The 17,115-nt window shown below is 60.9% G+C and carries 18 protein-coding genes; 6 read left to right on the forward strand and 12 right to left on the reverse strand.

Translation table 11 applies throughout. From position 1 onward, the window contains the following. The first annotated feature begins 123 nt into the window (after window positions 1–123). Window positions 124–1,149, forward strand: coding sequence for a ribonucleotide-diphosphate reductase subunit beta (locus KUV46_06870; protein ID QYJ02105.1), 1,026 nt, complete (start codon window positions 124–126; stop codon window positions 1,147–1,149). 107 nt (window positions 1,150–1,256) lie between these two features. Here KUV46_06870 and KUV46_06875 read toward each other — a convergent pair whose 3' ends face one another. The 5 genes from KUV46_06875 to KUV46_06895 form a co-directional block, all read right to left on the reverse strand. Next, window positions 1,257–1,949 (reverse strand): DUF4167 domain-containing protein, encoded by a 693-nt coding sequence (locus KUV46_06875; protein QYJ02106.1) that lies wholly within the window; start codon window positions 1,947–1,949, stop codon window positions 1,257–1,259. Between the two features lie 176 nt (window positions 1,950–2,125). Next, window positions 2,126–2,983, reverse strand: a complete 858-nt coding sequence (prmC, locus tag KUV46_06880) for a peptide chain release factor N(5)-glutamine methyltransferase (protein QYJ02107.1) — start codon at window positions 2,981–2,983, stop codon at window positions 2,126–2,128. Then, on the reverse strand, window positions 2,976–4,052 hold the full coding sequence (gene prfA / locus KUV46_06885) for a peptide chain release factor 1 (protein ID QYJ02108.1): 1,077 nt from the start codon (window positions 4,050–4,052) through the stop codon (window positions 2,976–2,978). Before prfA ends, prmC begins: the two co-directional genes overlap by 8 nt. Before the next feature lie 77 nt (window positions 4,053–4,129). Beyond that, window positions 4,130–4,561, reverse strand: a complete 432-nt coding sequence (locus KUV46_06890) for an MAPEG family protein (protein QYJ02109.1) — start codon at window positions 4,559–4,561, stop codon at window positions 4,130–4,132. 18 nt (window positions 4,562–4,579) lie between these two features. Further along, complete coding sequence (locus tag KUV46_06895; protein ID QYJ02110.1) at window positions 4,580–5,911, reverse strand: hypothetical protein; 1,332 nt, start codon at window positions 5,909–5,911, stop codon at window positions 4,580–4,582. 144 nt (window positions 5,912–6,055) lie between these two features. On the opposite strand from KUV46_06895, the gene KUV46_06900 reads away from it, so the two are divergent. Next, on the forward strand, window positions 6,056–6,667 hold the full coding sequence (locus KUV46_06900) for a DUF1214 domain-containing protein (protein ID QYJ02111.1): 612 nt from the start codon (window positions 6,056–6,058) through the stop codon (window positions 6,665–6,667). Further along, window positions 6,667–7,194, forward strand: coding sequence for a DUF1254 domain-containing protein (locus KUV46_06905; GenBank protein QYJ02112.1), 528 nt, complete (start codon window positions 6,667–6,669; stop codon window positions 7,192–7,194). Before KUV46_06900 ends, KUV46_06905 begins: the two co-directional genes overlap by 1 nt. Before the next feature lie 3 nt (window positions 7,195–7,197). On the opposite strand, the gene KUV46_06910 is transcribed toward KUV46_06905, so the two are convergent. Then, window positions 7,198–7,650 (reverse strand): hypothetical protein, encoded by a 453-nt coding sequence (locus KUV46_06910; GenBank protein QYJ02113.1) that lies wholly within the window; start codon window positions 7,648–7,650, stop codon window positions 7,198–7,200. 278 nt (window positions 7,651–7,928) lie between these two features. On the opposite strand from KUV46_06910, the gene KUV46_06915 reads away from it, so the two are divergent. After that, window positions 7,929–8,354, forward strand: coding sequence for a hypothetical protein (locus KUV46_06915; GenBank protein ID QYJ02114.1), 426 nt, complete (start codon window positions 7,929–7,931; stop codon window positions 8,352–8,354). Here the strand turns inward: KUV46_06915 and KUV46_06920 are convergent. Further along, on the reverse strand, window positions 8,348–8,872 hold the full coding sequence (locus tag KUV46_06920) for a TetR/AcrR family transcriptional regulator (protein QYJ02115.1): 525 nt from the start codon (window positions 8,870–8,872) through the stop codon (window positions 8,348–8,350). The two genes, KUV46_06915 and KUV46_06920, sit on opposite strands and share 7 nt — an antisense overlap. Window positions 8,873–8,884: 12 nt before the next feature. Continuing rightward, window positions 8,885–10,021, reverse strand: a complete 1,137-nt coding sequence (ispG, locus tag KUV46_06925; protein QYJ02116.1) for a flavodoxin-dependent (E)-4-hydroxy-3-methylbut-2-enyl-diphosphate synthase — start codon at window positions 10,019–10,021, stop codon at window positions 8,885–8,887. A gap of 113 nt (window positions 10,022–10,134) precedes the next feature. Here ispG and KUV46_06930 point away from each other — a divergent pair, with 113 nt between their 5' ends. Both KUV46_06930 and KUV46_06935 read left to right on the forward strand, forming a co-directional pair. After that, complete coding sequence (locus tag KUV46_06930) at window positions 10,135–10,803, forward strand: pilus assembly protein (protein QYJ02117.1); 669 nt, start codon at window positions 10,135–10,137, stop codon at window positions 10,801–10,803. Window positions 10,804–10,806: 3 nt separating this feature from the next. After that, complete coding sequence (locus KUV46_06935) at window positions 10,807–11,346, forward strand: pilus assembly protein (protein ID QYJ02118.1); 540 nt, start codon at window positions 10,807–10,809, stop codon at window positions 11,344–11,346. Here the strand turns inward: KUV46_06935 and KUV46_06940 are convergent. The 4 genes from KUV46_06940 to KUV46_06955 form a co-directional block, all read right to left on the reverse strand. Continuing rightward, the gene (locus KUV46_06940; GenBank protein QYJ02119.1) at window positions 11,343–12,836 is read right to left on the reverse strand and encodes an MFS transporter; all 1,494 of its coding nucleotides are present in this window, start codon (window positions 12,834–12,836) and stop codon (window positions 11,343–11,345) included. The genes KUV46_06935 and KUV46_06940 overlap by 4 nt on opposite strands. A gap of 105 nt (window positions 12,837–12,941) precedes the next feature. Further along, window positions 12,942–13,724, reverse strand: a complete 783-nt coding sequence (locus tag KUV46_06945; protein ID QYJ02120.1) for a tyrosine-protein phosphatase — start codon at window positions 13,722–13,724, stop codon at window positions 12,942–12,944. A 70-nt stretch (window positions 13,725–13,794) separates the two neighbouring features. After that, window positions 13,795–15,246 carry an AMP nucleosidase gene (locus KUV46_06950; GenBank protein QYJ02121.1) on the reverse strand — a complete coding sequence of 484 codons (1,452 nt, stop codon included), beginning with the start codon at window positions 15,244–15,246 and terminating at the stop codon, window positions 13,795–13,797. A gap of 30 nt (window positions 15,247–15,276) precedes the next feature. Then, window positions 15,277–17,070 carry a hypothetical protein gene (locus KUV46_06955; GenBank protein QYJ02122.1) on the reverse strand — a complete coding sequence of 598 codons (1,794 nt, stop codon included), beginning with the start codon at window positions 17,068–17,070 and terminating at the stop codon, window positions 15,277–15,279. Window positions 17,071–17,115: the final 45 nt, after the last annotated feature.

Here is a 17,115-nt window from a genome sequence, read left to right on the forward strand (position 1 = left end):
GCGGCAATTGTCCACAGTTTACCATTCGCTGTGGAAAATCCGGCCCGGCTCAGGTATATATCTTGCGAGCAAACGCGTGATTTGGCACTATATCTAGTGTTGCAGGATAGAAGGGGCAGACCTATGGCAGACGGTATCATTCAGATCCCGGGGCTTCTTACACCGAGCAAGGCCTACAAGCCTTTCCGCTACCCTTGGGCGTATGACTTCTGGAAAATCCAGCAGCAGGTTCACTGGCTGCCGGAAGAAGTGCCTCTGGGCGAGGACTGTAAGGACTGGACGAACAAGCTCACCGACCGTGAGCGCAATCTGCTGACGCAGATCTTCCGCTTTTTCACGCAGTCGGACGTCGAAGTCGGCGCCAACTACATGGAAAACTACATGCCGCTCTTCAAACCGGTTGAAGTGCGCATGATGCTGGCCTCCTTCTCTAACATGGAAACCGTGCACATCGCGGCTTACGCGCTCCTGCTCGAGACGATCGGCATGCCGGACTCAGAGTTCTCTGCCTTCATGGAATATGAGCAGATGGCGGCCAAGCATGACTATCTCGGCCAGTTTGGCTGTGAGACCGAGAAGGACATCCTGACCTCTATGGCGGTGTTCGGCGGCTTCACCGAAGGCCTGCAGCTTTTCGCCTCCTTCGCCATGCTGATGAACTTCCCGCGCTTCAACAAGATGAAGGGTATGGGGCAGATCGTATCCTGGTCGGTGCGCGACGAGTCGCTGCACTGCGAAGGCATGATGAAGATGTTCCACACCTTCGCCGAAGAGACCGGCGCGCTGACCAAGGATGTGAAGGACAATATTGCTGATTGCTGCCAGACGGTCGTGAAGCTCGAGGACAAGTTCATTGATCTCGCTTTCGAAGCTGGCGAAGTCCAGGGCATGACGCCTGACGATATAAAGCAATACATTCGCTACATCGCTGACTGGCGCATGGGGCAGCTCAAGCTCGATCCGATCTATGGCGTCGAGAAGCACCCGATCCCGTGGCTGACGGAAATCCTGAACGGTGTGGAGCATGCGAACTTCTTTGAAGCGCGCGCGACCGAATACTCCAAGGGCGCAACGAAGGGCGACTGGCACGGCGATGATGGCGTCTGGTCCATGTTCGACAAGCAGCGCCGCAAGGTGCTCGCCGAGTAGCGGGGCCCCGCCACATCAGGCAAAAAAAACCGCCACCCTCAGGGTGGCGGTTTTTCTATGTCGGAAAGTCTGGTTCGAGGGCCAGTGGCCCCTGAAGGGTCAGCGAGCTACTCGGCAGCGTTTGCCGGGCGCTTGTCTTTCTCTTTCTCGTCAGCGTCGCCTGCGCGGCCGCGCGACAGCGTCGACATCACGCCAGACGCGTCGTCGCTCGCCTCGGCCTTCTTGCGATAGGTGCGGCGCTTCGGCTTTGCCGGTGCTTCCTCATCAGAGGACGCGGCTTCATCGCCCTTGTCGGAATCGATGACCTTCATCGGGTCGTCTTCAGAAGACTTTGGCTTGCGACCGCGGCGCGGCTTTTTCGGCTCGCTGTCGTCGCTCTTGCTCTCGTCCTGACGGTTGTCGCTATCATCCTGCTGGTCATTGTCAGACTTGCGGTTCTGATTGCGGTTGGAGCGCTGGTCGTCCTGACGGTCCGAGTTCTGCTCATTGCGATGATCGGACGAGTTGTCATTGTCGTCATTGTCATCGGAATCATTGTCGTCGTTGCGATTGCGCTGCTTGTTGTCCTTCTGGAAGCTGGCAACGATGCGCGCATAGTGTTCGGCGTGCTGATAGTGGGCTTCGGCTTTCACGCGGTCACCAGCCGTCATCGCATCACGGGCATATTGCTGGTACTTGTCCAGAATCTGTTGAGCAGACCCACGGATCTTCACGTCCGGGCCGGTGCTCTCATAATGCCGGTTCGGATTATTGTTATTATTGCCGCCTGAACGACGGCCGCGTCCGCGCTTGCGTTGCATACGCTAAATTCCTGATCCCGTTATGTCCGTTATCCAGACCCTGTGCGCTGCATCCCGGATTGGGTATTCTCGGTGATGTCTTGCTTGCTCGTGGCAGGGCTGAGTTTTCGTCATCAGCCGCCTGCCCGACACAAGCCTTAGCGCGCATTTGGTGCTTCGCCAAGCCCCCGAACTGTCTATGGAAGGCGGGCAGAGACAACCCGGTCGCGCTGACCTGTGTCACTTGCGACTGAAATGGAGGCGAAACCGGCTGTTTCAAGCAGGGATTGCACCTCGGCGCCCTGATCAAAGCCGATCTCGAAGACGATCCAGGCGCCCGGCTTCATGCCTTTGGCGGCGAGCGCGATGATCTCCCGATAGGCATCAAGGCCGCTCGCGCCGCCATCCAGAGCGGTGTGAGGTTCATAGGCGCGGACGCTATCGTCGAGAGTCTCGATGACGCCACTTCGGATATAGGGCGGGTTGGAGATGATGAGGTCTGTCTCGCCCCAACCATCCCAGTCCCGCCAGCCAATCGCGCGCATCTCTGCACGCTCGCCAAGGTCGTGGGCTTCCACGTTCTGCCGCGCGACCTCGATCGCCGCGGCCGAGAGATCAATACCCACGCCCGTGAGGCGCGGCTCATGCTTCAGGAGTGCGATCAGGAGACAGCCGGTCCCCGTGCCAAGATCCGCAATTTTTGAGACGCGCCCAAGCGGCAGGCGGGCCAGCGCCTCATCGACGGCGACTTCGCTGTCGGGGCGCGGGATGAGCGTCGCGGGCGAGCAGGCCAAGCGCAGCCCATAGAACCAGGCTTCGCCCGTCAGATACTCATAGGGCTCGCCAAGTGAGCGGCGCTCAATGAGGTCGAAGAAGGCTTCGGTCTCAGCCTTGGGCATCAGGTCTGTTTCACGGTTGATGAGATCGGCGGCGCTGAAAGCGCAGACATGTTGCATCAGGTGACGGGCCTCGCGCCCCGGCCGGTCAATGCCCGCAGATTTCAGCCGCGTCGACGCAATACCGAGCTGGACCTTATAGGTGCGCGCCTCATGCATTCTCGTCCATCGCGGCGAGCTTGCGTGCCTGATCCTCAGCGATGAGCGAGGTGATCACCTCGTCCAGCTTGTCCCCGGCAATGATCTTGTCGAGTGCATAGAGCGTCAGGTTGATCCGGTGGTCAGAGACGCGGTTTTCCGGGAAGTTGTAGGTGCGCACCTTCTGTGAGCGGTCACCGGAGCCGATCTGGTCCTTGCGGGCCTCGGCGCGGGCGGAGTCTTTTTCTTCGCGTTCGCGCTCATAGAGGCGGATCTTCAGCTGCTCCATCGCCTTCTCACGGTTCACGTGCTGCGACTTCTCGGAGCTGGTCGTGACGATACCGGTCGGAAGGTGGGTGATGCGAACGGCAGAGTCGGTCGTGTTGACGTGCTGGCCGCCAGCACCGGAGGAGCGCATCGTGTCGATCCGGATATCTTCCTGGCGCACTTCGATCTCGATATTCTCAGGTGCAGGCAGGACGGCAACGGTGGCCGCAGATGTATGGATGCGCCCACCGCTTTCGGTTTCCGGCACGCGCTGGACGCGGTGCACGCCACTTTCCCATTTCAGCCGGCCGAAGACGCCGTCGCCGGAGATGTTCGCGATGATTTCCTTATAGCCGCCAACATCGCCTTCGGAGACGGAAATGACTTCCACCTTCCAGCCCTGAAGCTGCGCATAGCGTGAATACATGCGGAACAGGTCGCCTGCGAACAGGGCCGCCTCGTCGCCGCCCGTACCCGCGCGAACTTCCAGAACGATATCAGCCTTGTCGTCGACATCCTTCGGGATGAGGAGGAGCTGGACCTCTTTTTCCAGCGCGGGCAGGCGTTCCTTGATGTCGTAGAACTCGTCTGTCGCAAGCTCTGCCATCTCCTTGTCGGCGCCATTCATCATGGCTTCGGCGTCTTTCAGCTCGGCGCGAAGGTCGAGCAGGAGCTTTGCCTGGTCAGCGACAGGTTTGAGATCGGCGTGTTCTTTGGACAGAGCGACGATCTCGTCGCTGTCGGTGGTCGAGCCCATACGGGCTTCGACTTCGTCAAACCGGTCGACGACCTGCTCAAGTCGGGTGTTCGGGATAGATGCCATAGCCCCGCATCTATCCCTTATTGCACAGCGGGGGAAGCACCCTCGCGCCGCTTACCCGCACCTTGTGCCCAGTCCCCCTAGAGGAACAGGCGCAGCACTTCTTTCACCGCCATGACGATCAGGACAATCGTGCTGAGCGCGAAGACGAGGAAACGCTGGGCGACCTGCGAGGACAGGACCTGAACGAAGGAATGGATCACCCGCAGGATCACATAGGCCCAGGCGAGGTACATGAAGACATTGTCGCCGCCGCCTGTCAGCGCCGCAAAGAAGACCAGCGCGTAGAAGATGGTCGGCTGTTCGTGCAGGTGATTGTAATTGTCGGCCACAGAGCGGACGCTTGCCGGGATCTTGGCATTGTAGCCCGCATCCGGATGGCGTGCATCGTTCGGGTCGATCCCGGCCTTCTGGAAGGCAGGAATGCGAGTCAGATACATCCAGATGAACATGATGAGCGTCCAGACGACGAGCGCCAGGACGGGAAGCAGATCTTCAGTTTGAAATGGCATGGGTGCCCTCCCTCATACTTATTGTGAGGTGAGGCTATCTCCATTCGAGGCGTCTGGCACCTGATTCCCTTGGGGCATGGCGGCGTCGAGAAAATTCAGAAACGCATCGATGTCGCGTTGGGTGATCGAATGCCCGCCGGGCCGCAGGAAATAGCTGAGGGTGGCCTCTGCGTTGAAGTCGTGCATGCCGTCCTGATCGAGGCCATCTGTGCCGTAGAGCTCGTAGACCGGATCAGCAGCCTCTGCCATCCGATAGGTCGAGTTCGGATCTGACCAGACATCCCGGCGGCCATTGCCGAGTAGCATTGGCGTGGGTGCGACAAGCGCGATGAACTGATGCTGGTCGACGGGCAGGTCTTCGGTGTGGCTCGCATAGCCAGCGAATTCCGGCGCAAACCAGTGCGGATAACCTTCCATGCTAAGGACGCTGAGCGCGCGAGCGCCTTCCACCATGCGTTCGACCGTCTCACCTGTGTCGGAGCGCGAAGACGCCGCGCCCCCAAAGCCGGACTGATGCGAGACCACAGCCGCAATGCGCCGGTCATAGACGGCGGCGACCATGGCGGACTTTGCATGACGCGAATGGCCCATCACGGCGATTGCATCGGCATCAATCGCGGGATCATCCTCAAGCGCGTCGATGATGGCGGAGAAGCCATAGCCCCAGCCAGCCAGCGTACCGGTGGGCGCGGTCACACCGTCGCCCACCATGGCATTCATTACGGTTTGCGCTTCGCCCTGCCGGTCGGGGATGAACTCACCCGCCTGCCAGGTCGCATAGCCATAGCCGCGGTCGAAATACTGATCGATGGGAACGAGGGCGATGAACTCGCCAAAGATCGCTTCGACAAAGCCGGGCACGGTTTCGTGATCCGCGCAGTCGCCGCCGCCCGGCGCGGTGAGCTTTGCGCCCGGAAACGCGCCGCAATTGCTGGAGAAAGTCTGGCTGATGATCAGCGGCACTGGTGTGTCGCTGTCGGGCAGGGCAAGCGCGACATGAAAGCGTCGTGCACCGTCACCTGAGCCGACTTCAATCTGCAATTCCTCCAGAGTCCCGCGCCCGCCAGCGAACCCCTCATCGATCATCGTGCGGCTGACCAGCGTAACGGCCTGTCCTTCCGGCCAGGGGCCGTAGACGAGGTCTTCAAACGTCTCGATGAGCGCATCGCGCCCTGACTCCCATTCGGCAAGCGTGCTCGCTTCGATTTGCGGGCGCGCATCGGGTTTGTTGTCGACGTTGAGGCTCGCATAGTTGAGGCCCAGCATCGTGCAATTGGTGAGCATCACCAGAAGGATCGTCGCGGCGAGGATGCGTATCAGCCAGCCGCCAAGTTTGAGGAACAGTGTCATGGAGCCTCCCTGCTCTTTGACTGGCTTAGCAGACACCTGCCTGCGCCGTAACTGCGAACTCAGCATATGCAGCTGACCTGGCTGTGGAGTAGGGCGCAAAAATCAGTGCTTTCCCCCGGCCGTGTGGGCCGATAGAGGTGCCAGATGCGCATCGTCTTGCTGCTTCTCCTCGCGGGTATTTTCGGTCTACTGACGGGCGGCGCCTCGGCGCTCTGGGCCGGGGGCATGCTGAAGACGGGGCCGAGTCTTGGAAATGGCGTGAAGGTCGACGGCTGGACGAGTGACTGGTCGATCGGCGCAGACTCCGCAAATCCCTATATCCGGGCCAGAATTGCGCGGCGCGGGCTGCTCGCCCTGCGCAAAGAGGAAGCTGTCTATTTCACAGCGGCGCGTGACAGCGACGGCAAACGCCTCAGCGACAAATGCATTTACCGCGTCAGCGGCGGCGAGATGCCTGCCGAATGGTGGTCGATCACGCTCTATGACGGCGACAGCCGCCTGCCGATGAATGATGACGGGGCGCTCTCCTTTGACGCCACCAAGGCAGCCGATACTGGCACGCCGGACAATTGGAGCTTCCGCGTCAGCCCGCAGCAGAATGGCCGCCCGGGTGAGCTTTGGGTTTCCAGCCGCAATGCGGGCCGCTTCGACCTGACACTCCGGCTGTACCTGCCAGATGAAGACCTTCTCGCGCAGCCTGAAGCCGTTCTGACGCCGCCGGTGATCAATGAGCTTTTCTGTGAAGGGGGTGCGTGATGCGCTGGCTTGCAGCTGCTGCGGTCTTCCTCCTCATGGCGCTGATCGGGCATCTTGCCGTGCTGAACGCCATCCCGTCCCGCATCATGGCGACGGCGCAGCTACGCATGGCCGAACGCGGCATGCCGACCTATCAGTGGGTCGCCTCACCGCGCATGACGCCGCAGACCCAGACCATTGTGCGCCCGTCGCCTGACCTTGCCTATGCAATCTGCCGGTTCGACATTTCGGACGGTCCGGTGCTTCTGACCGCTCCGTCGTCGGGCACTTACGGGTCGCTTTCGGTTTTCGATCAGCGAACCAACAATGTGTTTATTGCCCGTCTTGATGGTGAAGAAGACTTCAACGGTCTCGTCATTCACGCGCCGGGTGAAAAGCCTGAAGCGCCAGGGGGCGCCGAAACACTGGCAATGCCAGGGCCGGGCCTTGCTCTGATCCGCAGGCTCGCGCCGGACGAACCAACACACGCGGCGGCTACGGCCCTGGTCGAGCAATCGACCTGCGAGCTTCTGAACGCTCGGAACTAGCGCTCAGTCGCGATAGGGCCGGCGTCCGCCATCATGGCGGTCCTTGTAGTCGCGGTAATCGTCGCGGCGGGCCGTGTCATAGGCGCGGTCACGCTGCCAGCAGCCGCAATCAGTGTCCCAGGTAAATCCTTCGCCGCGCCCGTTCACCTTCAGGCTGGATGAGGTCATCGAGCCATCTTCAGCGTTGCCGAACATGTCCGCATAGCCATCGCCATTGGTGTCACAGCGGTACAGGCTGCCTGAATAGACGCACTGATTGTATCCGGTGCGAAGGTCGGTCGTATTATTGATCTGGTACGGGCTCTGATATGGCGAGCCATAATAGCTACCATACTGATAGCTGGACTGCTGCATGTCATAAGAGGCCTGTGCCAGCCCCTGCGAGATGGCTTCGAGCTCTGCCGTCGTGCAGCCCGCTGCGCCCAGCAGAGCTAAAGCTACGCCAACTTTCATCATTCTGCGCATGTCCCGTCCCACTCAGCCTGCGATTATCCAGCAGACGCTAGCGCAGTGAAGATGAACGGAAGCCAACAAAAAAACACTGGAAGGCAAAATCGTCAGCATACTGGCTTGCGGCCCGGTGTGCTCCTACGACTAGGGAGTGAGGCTGTTTGGTCGCGGCGACAGTTCGGGTCTTGGGGATCCGCCAAACACAGAAAAGAGAACGACCAAACTGGTGTTGTAGCGGTCGCTACAAAATGCTAGTACGTAGCGACCGCTACAAGGAAGTCTCCATGTCCAATGCTCGCTCGTCACCGGCCGACCCCGCAAATGGGTATCGTTTCTCTCGCCAGCAGCTCATCCGGGTTGTCGCGGTTGGGCTGTCCGTCTGGTTCGCTGGCGCGCTTCTGCTTCGCTGGCTGGGGCCTATTGGCGTTTATGATGGCGCTGCCCGTATTGTCCTTTATGCGCTCATCATTCCAGGCACCCTGCCGATCATTCTGCTGCTGCCAGTCCTTGCGGGTATTAAGCGCAGCCAGATCGCGGCGGCGGCGGCATTTGCCACGGCAACGGCAATTCTCATGGATGGATTGGCGCTCGCCTGGTTACCAGGCCTCTATGGCGAAACGATAGCCCAGCATGCCGGTGCTGGAGCCGCAATATTGTGGGGCGGTGCTGTCGCAATCTTCCTCGGCTTTTTCCTGAACAGGGATCAGTAGACGAGTTTCGCCTCTTCGCCGAGGCCGAGACTTTTGAGAAGGACGAGCCCTTCAAGGCTTGCAAAGAGACGGACCGCCTCTGCTCTACGGGCCTGTTCTTCGGCCAGATCGAGCTGCGCGGCTGCCCACGCCAGAAAGTGGCGACCAAGAGCTGCGCCGACTTCAGAAAACGGTGGCTGATTGCGGGCTGAAAGGCTCGCAATCTCCAGCCACAACTGCATGTAGGGCCAGATCGCGTCGTCAAGCAGAAGCGGAGCGAGCTTTGCACGAAGCTCTTCGCTAGGCAGCTGCCGCTCGCTTGTTGAATGGTTTAGGATTTCAGTGAGCCGGTCTGCGACGCGCCCCAGCCCTGCCTCGAGGATGTCGTCCTTGTCCTTGAAGTAGTAGAGCAGCATGCGATCGCTCAAGCCGATGGCTTTCGCCAGCGGGCGCAGGTTTGACCCGGCAATGCCCTCCCGGAGCAGGTGATCGGCGATCTTGTCCAGCAGCTCTTCGCGGCGGTCTTCGTGACGGGCCATGGGCGCGTCCGACTATTCAGCGGCGACGGTCTCGTCCGCCTCTCGCTGTGCCTTCAGGCGTTCGGCCTTCTTCTCGACCAGCTCGACAATGTGCTCGACCATGTCGGCATTGGAGACATTATGGTCGGGGCGGCCGGAGATATACATTTTGCCGCTCTCCTTGCCGCCGCCGGTAAAGCCGAGATCGGTCATCGCCGCTTCGCCGGGCCCATTCACAACGCAGCCAATGATGGACAGCGAAATCGGCTCTGAAATGTGGGCCAGCCGGTCTTCCAGCGTCTCCACCGTCTTGATGACGTCGAAGCCCTGACGCGCGCAGCTTGGGCAGGCGATGATGTTCACGCCGCGCGTGCGAAGGCCGAGAGACTTCAGCATGTCGAAGCCGACTTTGACTTCCTCGACCGGGTCAGCTGACAGCGAAACACGGATCGTGTCGCCAATCCCCATCCAGAGCAGATTGCCCATGCCGATGGAGGATTTCACCGTACCGGTTCGAAGCCCGCCCGCCTCAGTGATGCCGAGGTGCAGCGGCGCGTCGGTAACTTCTGCAAGCTGTTGGTAGGCCGCCACAGTCAGGAACATGTCAGAGGCCTTCACCGAAATCTTGTAGTCGTGAAAGCCAAGGTCATCGAGAATACGGGCATGATCGAGGGCGCTTTCGACCATCGCGTCAGGGCAGGGCTCTCCATACTTTTCCAGAAGGTGGCGCTCCAGCGAGCCGCCATTGACGCCGATCCGGATGGAGCAGCCATTGGCGCGCGCCGCGTTCACGACTTCTTTCACGCGGTCAGGGCTGCCGATATTGCCGGGATTGATGCGCAGGCAGGCCGCGCCTGCGTCCGCCGCTTCAATGCCGCGCTTATAGTGAAAGTGGATGTCCGCCACGATCGGCACCGGGCTGTTCCTGCAGATCTCCGGCATGGCTGCCGTAGACTCCATGGTAGGGCAGGACACGCGGACAATGTCTGCGCCGGCCTCTGCGCAACGCTCGATCTGCGCGATCGTCGCGGCAGCGTCTTCGGTTGGCGTGTTCGTCATGGTCTGCACGGCGATCGGCGCATCACCGCCCACCTCGACACTGCCGACGCGGATCTTGCGGGATTTGCGCCGCTCAATGGAGCGCCAGGGCCTGATGGGATTGTGGCTCATCGGTTCACCTCGATGCGAGCAGATTTCACAGCCTATGTGGGCAATCATGATGGCGAGGTAAAGGCGCTGCGGTGACTCGCGCATCGCCATGGTGGGCGCAGCGCTTCGGATAGATGAAATTTCATCTACCGGCTGAACGCGGCCGAAACTACGAGATGCTAGCACTCTACCCGTCGATAGAGGCGCTCGATCCGCCGCATCAGGGTAGTATCCGTATGTTTCCACCTGTGTTTCCAGGTTTCATGGCGCCGAGGCTTCTGCAGAAGCTGCGCGACTGGGCCGGCGACCGGCGCGGCGTTGCCGCGGTCGAGTTCGCCATGATCGCCGCGCCATTCTTCTTCCTGATTTTCGGCCTGCTCGAAATCTGCGTGATTTTCATCATGTCGTCGGTGCTTGAGCATGGCCTCAACGAAGCGGCGCGCGGCATTCGCACGGGCCAGCTGCAGAGCGGCGGCAGCTTTGACCGCGACGCCTTCGAAGAGATCATCTGCGCAGAGATTTTCGACCTGTTCGAATGCGAGGGCGCGATCGAACTCGACGTCAAAACCTATAGCGACTTCGCATCCACTTCGAACCCGACGGCCATCGACGAAGATGGCAATCTCGATACCGAGGACTTTGAGTTCAACCCCGGCGCGGCGAACGACATCGTCGTGGTGCGGGCTTTCTATGAGTGGGAACTGATGACCCCGATCCTGAGTGCGCCTCTGGCGAATCTCAGCGGCAACCGCCGGCTGCTTCAGGCCACTGTCGTCTTCCGCAATGAACCGTTCGGAGACTAGAAGATGCGCCGACTGATCAACGCCTTCCGTAGCCTCAGGGCTGAAAACAAGGGTGTGTCCGCCATTGAGTTCGCACTCATCGCGCCGGTCATGATCCTGATCTATTTCGCCTGTATCGAGCTGTCCTTCATGATGGTGCTCGACCGCAAAGTGACCAGTTCCGCGTCGGCGCTGGGTGACCTCGTCGCCCGCGCCGCGACCATCAATGATGACGAGATGGACGACATCTTTGAAGCGACGCGGATGATCTTCCAGCCAAACCCGATTGCCGATGCACGCATGAGGATTTCAAGCCTCTATGACGATGACGGCACGATCAAGGTCGCCTGGAGCGAAGGCCGCAACATGACGCCCTACACGGTGGATTCCACGATTACCGTTCCCGCTGGCATCGTCCCCGAGGATGGTTCTGTCGTGTTCGCCGAGGTCGAGTATGATTATAACTCAACGCTCGGCTATTTCTTTACGACGTCGAAGACGCTGTCCGACGAGTTTTACCTCCGGCCACGCCGCACAGACCGGGTCACCCGCGAAACCAGCTAGTCCCTGTCGTCCACGGCCGGATGATGCGGTGAGTGCACCGTCGTCAGCACGATGAGGCCGAGAACGAAGAGCAGGCCAATCGCGCTCATGCCGACGCGCTGGTCGCCGGACCATTTGGTGAAAAGCTCCACCAGAAGCGGGCCCAGCCAGACGGTCACGGTCCCTGCAATCGCATAGAGGCCGAAAAACTCCCCCACCCGGTCACTCGGTGCCAGATGCACCAGCATGGACCGGCTGGATGAGATGCTAGCCGTCGCCGTCACTGCGATGAAAGCGGCTGTGCTGAGATAGACGACGTCAGACAGCGTGTTGAAGATCGGCCCATCCCAGATCTCGAAGCCGGGCACCAGACCATAGAGGATTGAGTTCGGCGTGATCGAGAGCTGGAAGGCCAGCGTCGCGATCATGCCCGTGATCTCGATCATCAGGGCGCGCTTCGGGCCGACCAGACCGTCCAGCCAACCGCCGACAATGCCGCCGCCAAAGGCAAAGAAGGAGGCGAGAATGGCGTAGGCCGAGAGCTCAACGACGTTCCATTCCAGATAAAGCCCGATGAACACACCGCCGAGGGCGAGCAGCGCCTGCATGCCATCCGCATAGAGCATGCGGGCGGCCAAGTATTTCAGGATTTCCTTATTGTCGGAGGCATTGCGCATGGTGCGGAAGAGACCAGCCGCGCCATTCTTCGCGGCATTCATCCAGTTGGCGCCGCGCGTGCCGCCATCATCAGAGTACATGAAGAAGGGGATGGAGAATATAACCAGCCAGATGGCGCAGATAGGACCAACAAGCCTCTGATGTTCCCCATTGGCGACATTAATGCCGAAGAGCGGCGCATCGAAAGGCCAGCCGATCAGAGCAGGCATCGCAAAGGCCAGCACGATGAAGAGCATCAGGATTGCGCCCGCAAGATTGCCGAGCGCCAGCCCCAGCCCGGAAATGGCAGGCAAGGCGCTCGCCCGCCCATTCACGTTCAGCATCGAATTGTGGGTGACTTCCGAATAGGTGTAGCCGAGCGCCGCGAGGACCAGCGCGCTCATCCCCATCCAGATCGGCATGCCGCTGCCATCGGGTTTCACCCACCAGAGCGAGAAGGACATAACCGCAATCAGGCCAAGGAAGACAACGAGAAGCGGCTTGCGGCGTCCTCCCCGGTCCAGCGCCGCACCAAGGAAGGGCGCTGTGAAGGCGGCAATGAAGCCTGCATATTTGACCAGGGATGAGATCGTCGCCTGGCCTTCGGCGTTTGCGGCTGCCCGCTGGGCGGCGCCATCAAGGCCATCGACAGCACCGCTTGCGATCAGGTTCGCGCCGATAATGCCTGCAAAATAGGGCGCGAACAGATAGATGATGACGAGAATATAGTAGGGGTTGCGCGCCCATTCGAAGATCGCCCAGGCAAAGCCCCGCCTGTCCAGCGCGCCTCCAAGGTCCAGTCGGGGTTCGGCGCCTAGCGTCTCTGCTGGCGGCGGTGTGGCCGGGCTGCTCATTCCTCATTCCTCCCATGGCGTCTTATCTGACGCTCTTGGGTCAGCCTCTGCCAAAAAAAGGAAGTTGGAAAGCGTCTACCTGCCCATGCCGCCGCGTCAGGCCGATCAGGCCAGCAGTTTCTCGCGGATCGTTTCACGCTTGGCATCATCAACGCCGAGCGTGGTCACCAGATAGGTATCGATGTCGCCTGACTGGTCCTTGATGGCGGCGATTGCGGCCTCAAGGAATTCGGGGTCTACACCGACAAAGGGCTGGTACACCGCTTCATCGAAGTTCTTGGACAGCATGTCGTTGAAATAGGCCGCCGCTTCCGGCAGCCGTTCTTCGACATTTGCCGCAGAATTGGTGAGCTCATAATCGACAAAGATGTCGTCCATCGAGACACCAAGGGCATGATGGGTGAGCGCGCAGAGAATGCCGGTGCGGTCCTTGCCGGCCGCACAGTTCACAAGCGCGGCCTTGTCATCGTCCAGATTGGCGAGATGGTCGAACCAGGCCGTATAGGTCTCGACCAGCGCAGGCCGGTAAGGCGCATTGACGTAATAGTCGCGCATCCAGCCGCGCGAGCTGTCTGCGTCGATGGCGACCTGGCGCAGGAAGTTGACGTGCGGGGCATCGGTCTCGCGGCCAAGGTCTGAATAGAGACGGTGGACGCCTTTGACGGGCCACTTGTCGCCGTGGCGCTCGCGCTCATCGGGACGGCGGAGGTCTGCCTGCAGCGTGATGTTGAACAGCTCGATCGCGGTTAGGTCATTGTCGGAGGCTTCACCGAAATGGCCGGACCGGTAGAGCTTGCCTGATTTGATGCGTGCGCCATCGACGCCTTCATAGCCGCCAAAATCACGAAAATTCCGTACGCCTTCGAGCGGCTTTACCCGGTCGTCCATAGTGTCTGCCTTTTACCATCTATGCTGTGAGGTGAGCTAGGATGATCGCCCACAGCCGTCCACCCGCGCCCTAGCGGAAAGGCGGCTCATCGAAGGCGCGCAGCTTGCGAGAGTGCAGCGCGGCCCCGCCATCACGGGCGAGCCGTTCCAGTGTCTCGATACCGATGCGGATATGCTCTCCGATGGCGCGCTCATAGAAGCGGTTCGCCGCGCCGGGCAGCTTGATCTCCCCATGCAGCGGCTTGTCAGACACGCAGAGCAGCACGCCATAAGGCACACGCAGGCGATAGCCATTCGCGGCAATCGTCGCGCTCTCCATATCGATGCCAATGGCGCGCGACTGGTTGAACCGGCGCGCGGTCTCTGTGAAGCGAAGCTCCCAGTTGCGGTCATCGGTCGTCACAACCGTGCCCGTGCGAAGCCGCTTCTTCAGCGCGTCGCCTTGTTCACCGGTCACATCCGCGGCGGCCTGCTGAAGCGCGATCTGAACTTCGGCAATTGGCGGGATCGGGATGTCCGGCGGCAGCACGCCGTCGAGGACATGGTCATCGCGCAGATAGGCGTGCGCCAGCACATAGTCGCCAATCTGCTGGGAGTGACGCAGGCCCCCGCAATGGCCAACCATCAGCCAGCATTCAGGGCGGAGCACGGCGAGATGGTCCGTAATCGTCTTCGCATTGGACGGGCCAACACCGATATTGACCAGTGTGATGCCGGTCCGGTCTTCCGCCATCAGGTGATAGGCCGGCATCTGGAAACGCCGCCACGGCGCTGCATCGATGGCTGACTTTGCGTCTGGCGTTTTTGCGTCAACGACCAGGCCGCCGGCGACGGATAATCCGGTATAGCGCGAGCCTTTCTCCAGCTGTTCGACGCCCCAGTCACAGAAGGCATCGACATAGCGGTGATAGTTGGTGAACAGCACATAGCGTTGCATGTGCTCGACCGGCGTGCCCGTATAGTGGGCGAGGCGTTTCAGCGAATAATCGGTGCGCGGCCCGTCAAACAGGGCAAGCGGGCGGGTTGAGCCGGGTTCGTAAAGCTCACCATCAGCCACTTCGTCGCCAATCGCCGACAGGGTCGGGGACGGAAACCAGCGGGCGAGTTCGGCAGGATTTACCTCATCCAGACCCTGGGCTTCGGCCTGATCCCAGACATAGGCATAAGGGATTTCGGACCCGGACGGCTTGACCTCGACCTCGACCGGATAGTCGCGCATCAGCGGGCGGAGCTGCTCCAGCAGGTAAGGGCGGTAATAGTCGGGCCGGGTGATGGTCGACATATAGGTGCCGGGCTCCGACATCTTCCCGAACGCACGGGAGATTGGTGGCGGCGGCCCCTCAGGGTCATAGCGAACGATCAGGGCGGGGTAGCAGAAGGTGCGCGCTGTGCGCAGCTCTATCGGCGGCGCCTTGCCTTCATTCAGATAGGTTTCAAGGCTTGATGTGAGCGCGTTGACGGCGTTCGAATAGAGCGCCTCAAGCGCGTCGACGACTTTTTCGGGCGTATCCAGTTTTGACATGCCCTCCGTTGCCGCAAAGCATTCGCGACGTCAATTGCGGTCGAAGACGATGCTGTAAAGGACCGGGTCGCCGGTTCTGTTCTCTTCCGGCGTTGTCGCGACCAGCCAGTTCGGAATGTTGCCGCTTTCCAGTGCGGCTGCGAAGCCGTCCGGGGCGCGCTCTGCATAGGCCGCCATCTCATTCAGGCCGGGACAATAGAGAAGGTGCGTGGCCCCTGATCGGGACATCTTCTCACGCGCTCTGGAAACCGGGCCGGTATAGATGTTCAGCGTGCGTGAGAGCGCATGCACATTGCGATGGTAGGGCGCTGCCGTTGCATAATGCGGCGTGTGATAGATCAGCGGTGCGCCAAGATCGATCGGGGTGAAAACGACCATGCTTGGCGCAGCGGCGACCTGCGACAGCGCGGCGGCGGAGGTGCAGTCATAGTCTGCTGTGTCGGCTTCATCTTCTGCATCAGCCAGCAACAGACCCGGCAGGCGCCAGCCAGCTGGTGAGGCGAGCAGGGCAACCAGCACGAGGACGAGCGCCGCCTGTCCGCCGCGTTTTTGTTTCCAGTGCTGGAAGGCAAAGCCGGTCAGCAAGCCGCCTGCAATGGCTGCAAAGGCATGGGACATCATCGCTGCGCGCAGCTGCCAGAGTGAGATCGCAAAGCCGAGCATGCAGAAGGCGAGCAGGAAGCTGCGTGCGAGCCGAAGGCCGTCCGGCGCCGGCGCGCGCAGGAGGCAGATGAGGGCTGCAATGACGCCAGCAAACCCGAAACCGAAATAGAACACCGCTTTCGCGGCGTCGTCGGCGAAGACGGCTGCAGCATTCCTCGCTTCGCCCACCCCAGCGAGCCAGCCGGTACGAACATCTTCGAGGACGTTGCCATACGGGTTGCCGAGGCAGGACGGGTTGATGGCGATGAAGGTCGCGAGCGCGACGGCCCCGGCGATTGCAATCAGGGCAAAGCGCAAGCGCCACGTGTCGGCGGTCGGGGCAGCGGTTGCGATAATGAAAAGCCCGGCCCCGCCGACGAGCAGCGCGACAAAGTGCGATTGGCCATAGGCGTCGCAGACTGCGCGTACGCCCTGGGCCCCCGGCGCGTCAAACACATAAGTGAGGAGTGCAGTCACAACGAGCGTTGCGCCGAAGATGCGCAGGCGTCCAGCCTCGATCCCGCCGCGCACGATCCAGGCAATCGAGAACCCGGCAATCAGGAAAGCCGCGGCTGGCAAATTCTCGATGGCGAGGCTCAGCATGACGGGGATGCAGGCGCCGCCGACGAAGGCGGACCTCGCATTGCGTATGGGGGAGAGGAGGGCGGCAAACCCCGTCAGTGTTAGCGCAAGCCCAAGCCCGTGATGGTCAATCCGGCCGGGTACGAGATTGAACAGCGCGAATGAGGTGGCGAGGAAGAACATCCCGGCGAGCTGGCCGCTCAAGGTCGCGCCGAGCCGCTTCAGGCAGATGGCGACCATGGCCAGTATCCAGCCCAGCTGCATCATCGGCCACAGCGTCGCCGCGACGCCTTCTGCCATGCGCGTGCCGATCAGGGGCTGCAGCAGGAAGATGATGGCGGCGATGAAAAGATCTGGCAGGCGCGACCAGTGCATTTCCCCACCTTCAGGCGTCAGCAGGCGCCTCTGGCTAACGTCATACCAGCCGCGCTCACCCGACAGCAGGTCGCGAACCTGCTGCATGCGCATCATGTCATCATTTCCCCGAAGGTCGCCGCCGAGCGCTGGACCAGCCTGCAGGGCGACCAGGCCAACGACGAGCAGGCCGAAGGTGATCAGCACCCATTTCGAGGTGAGGGGGGATGGCTTTTCGCTCTGCATGCACGCTCGTCTTCAGGGCTGGCAGGCGTAACCAGCTGTTCACCT

This window comes from Thalassovita mediterranea (assembly GCA_019448215.1).
GTDB lineage: Bacteria > Pseudomonadota > Alphaproteobacteria > Caulobacterales > Hyphomonadaceae > Henriciella.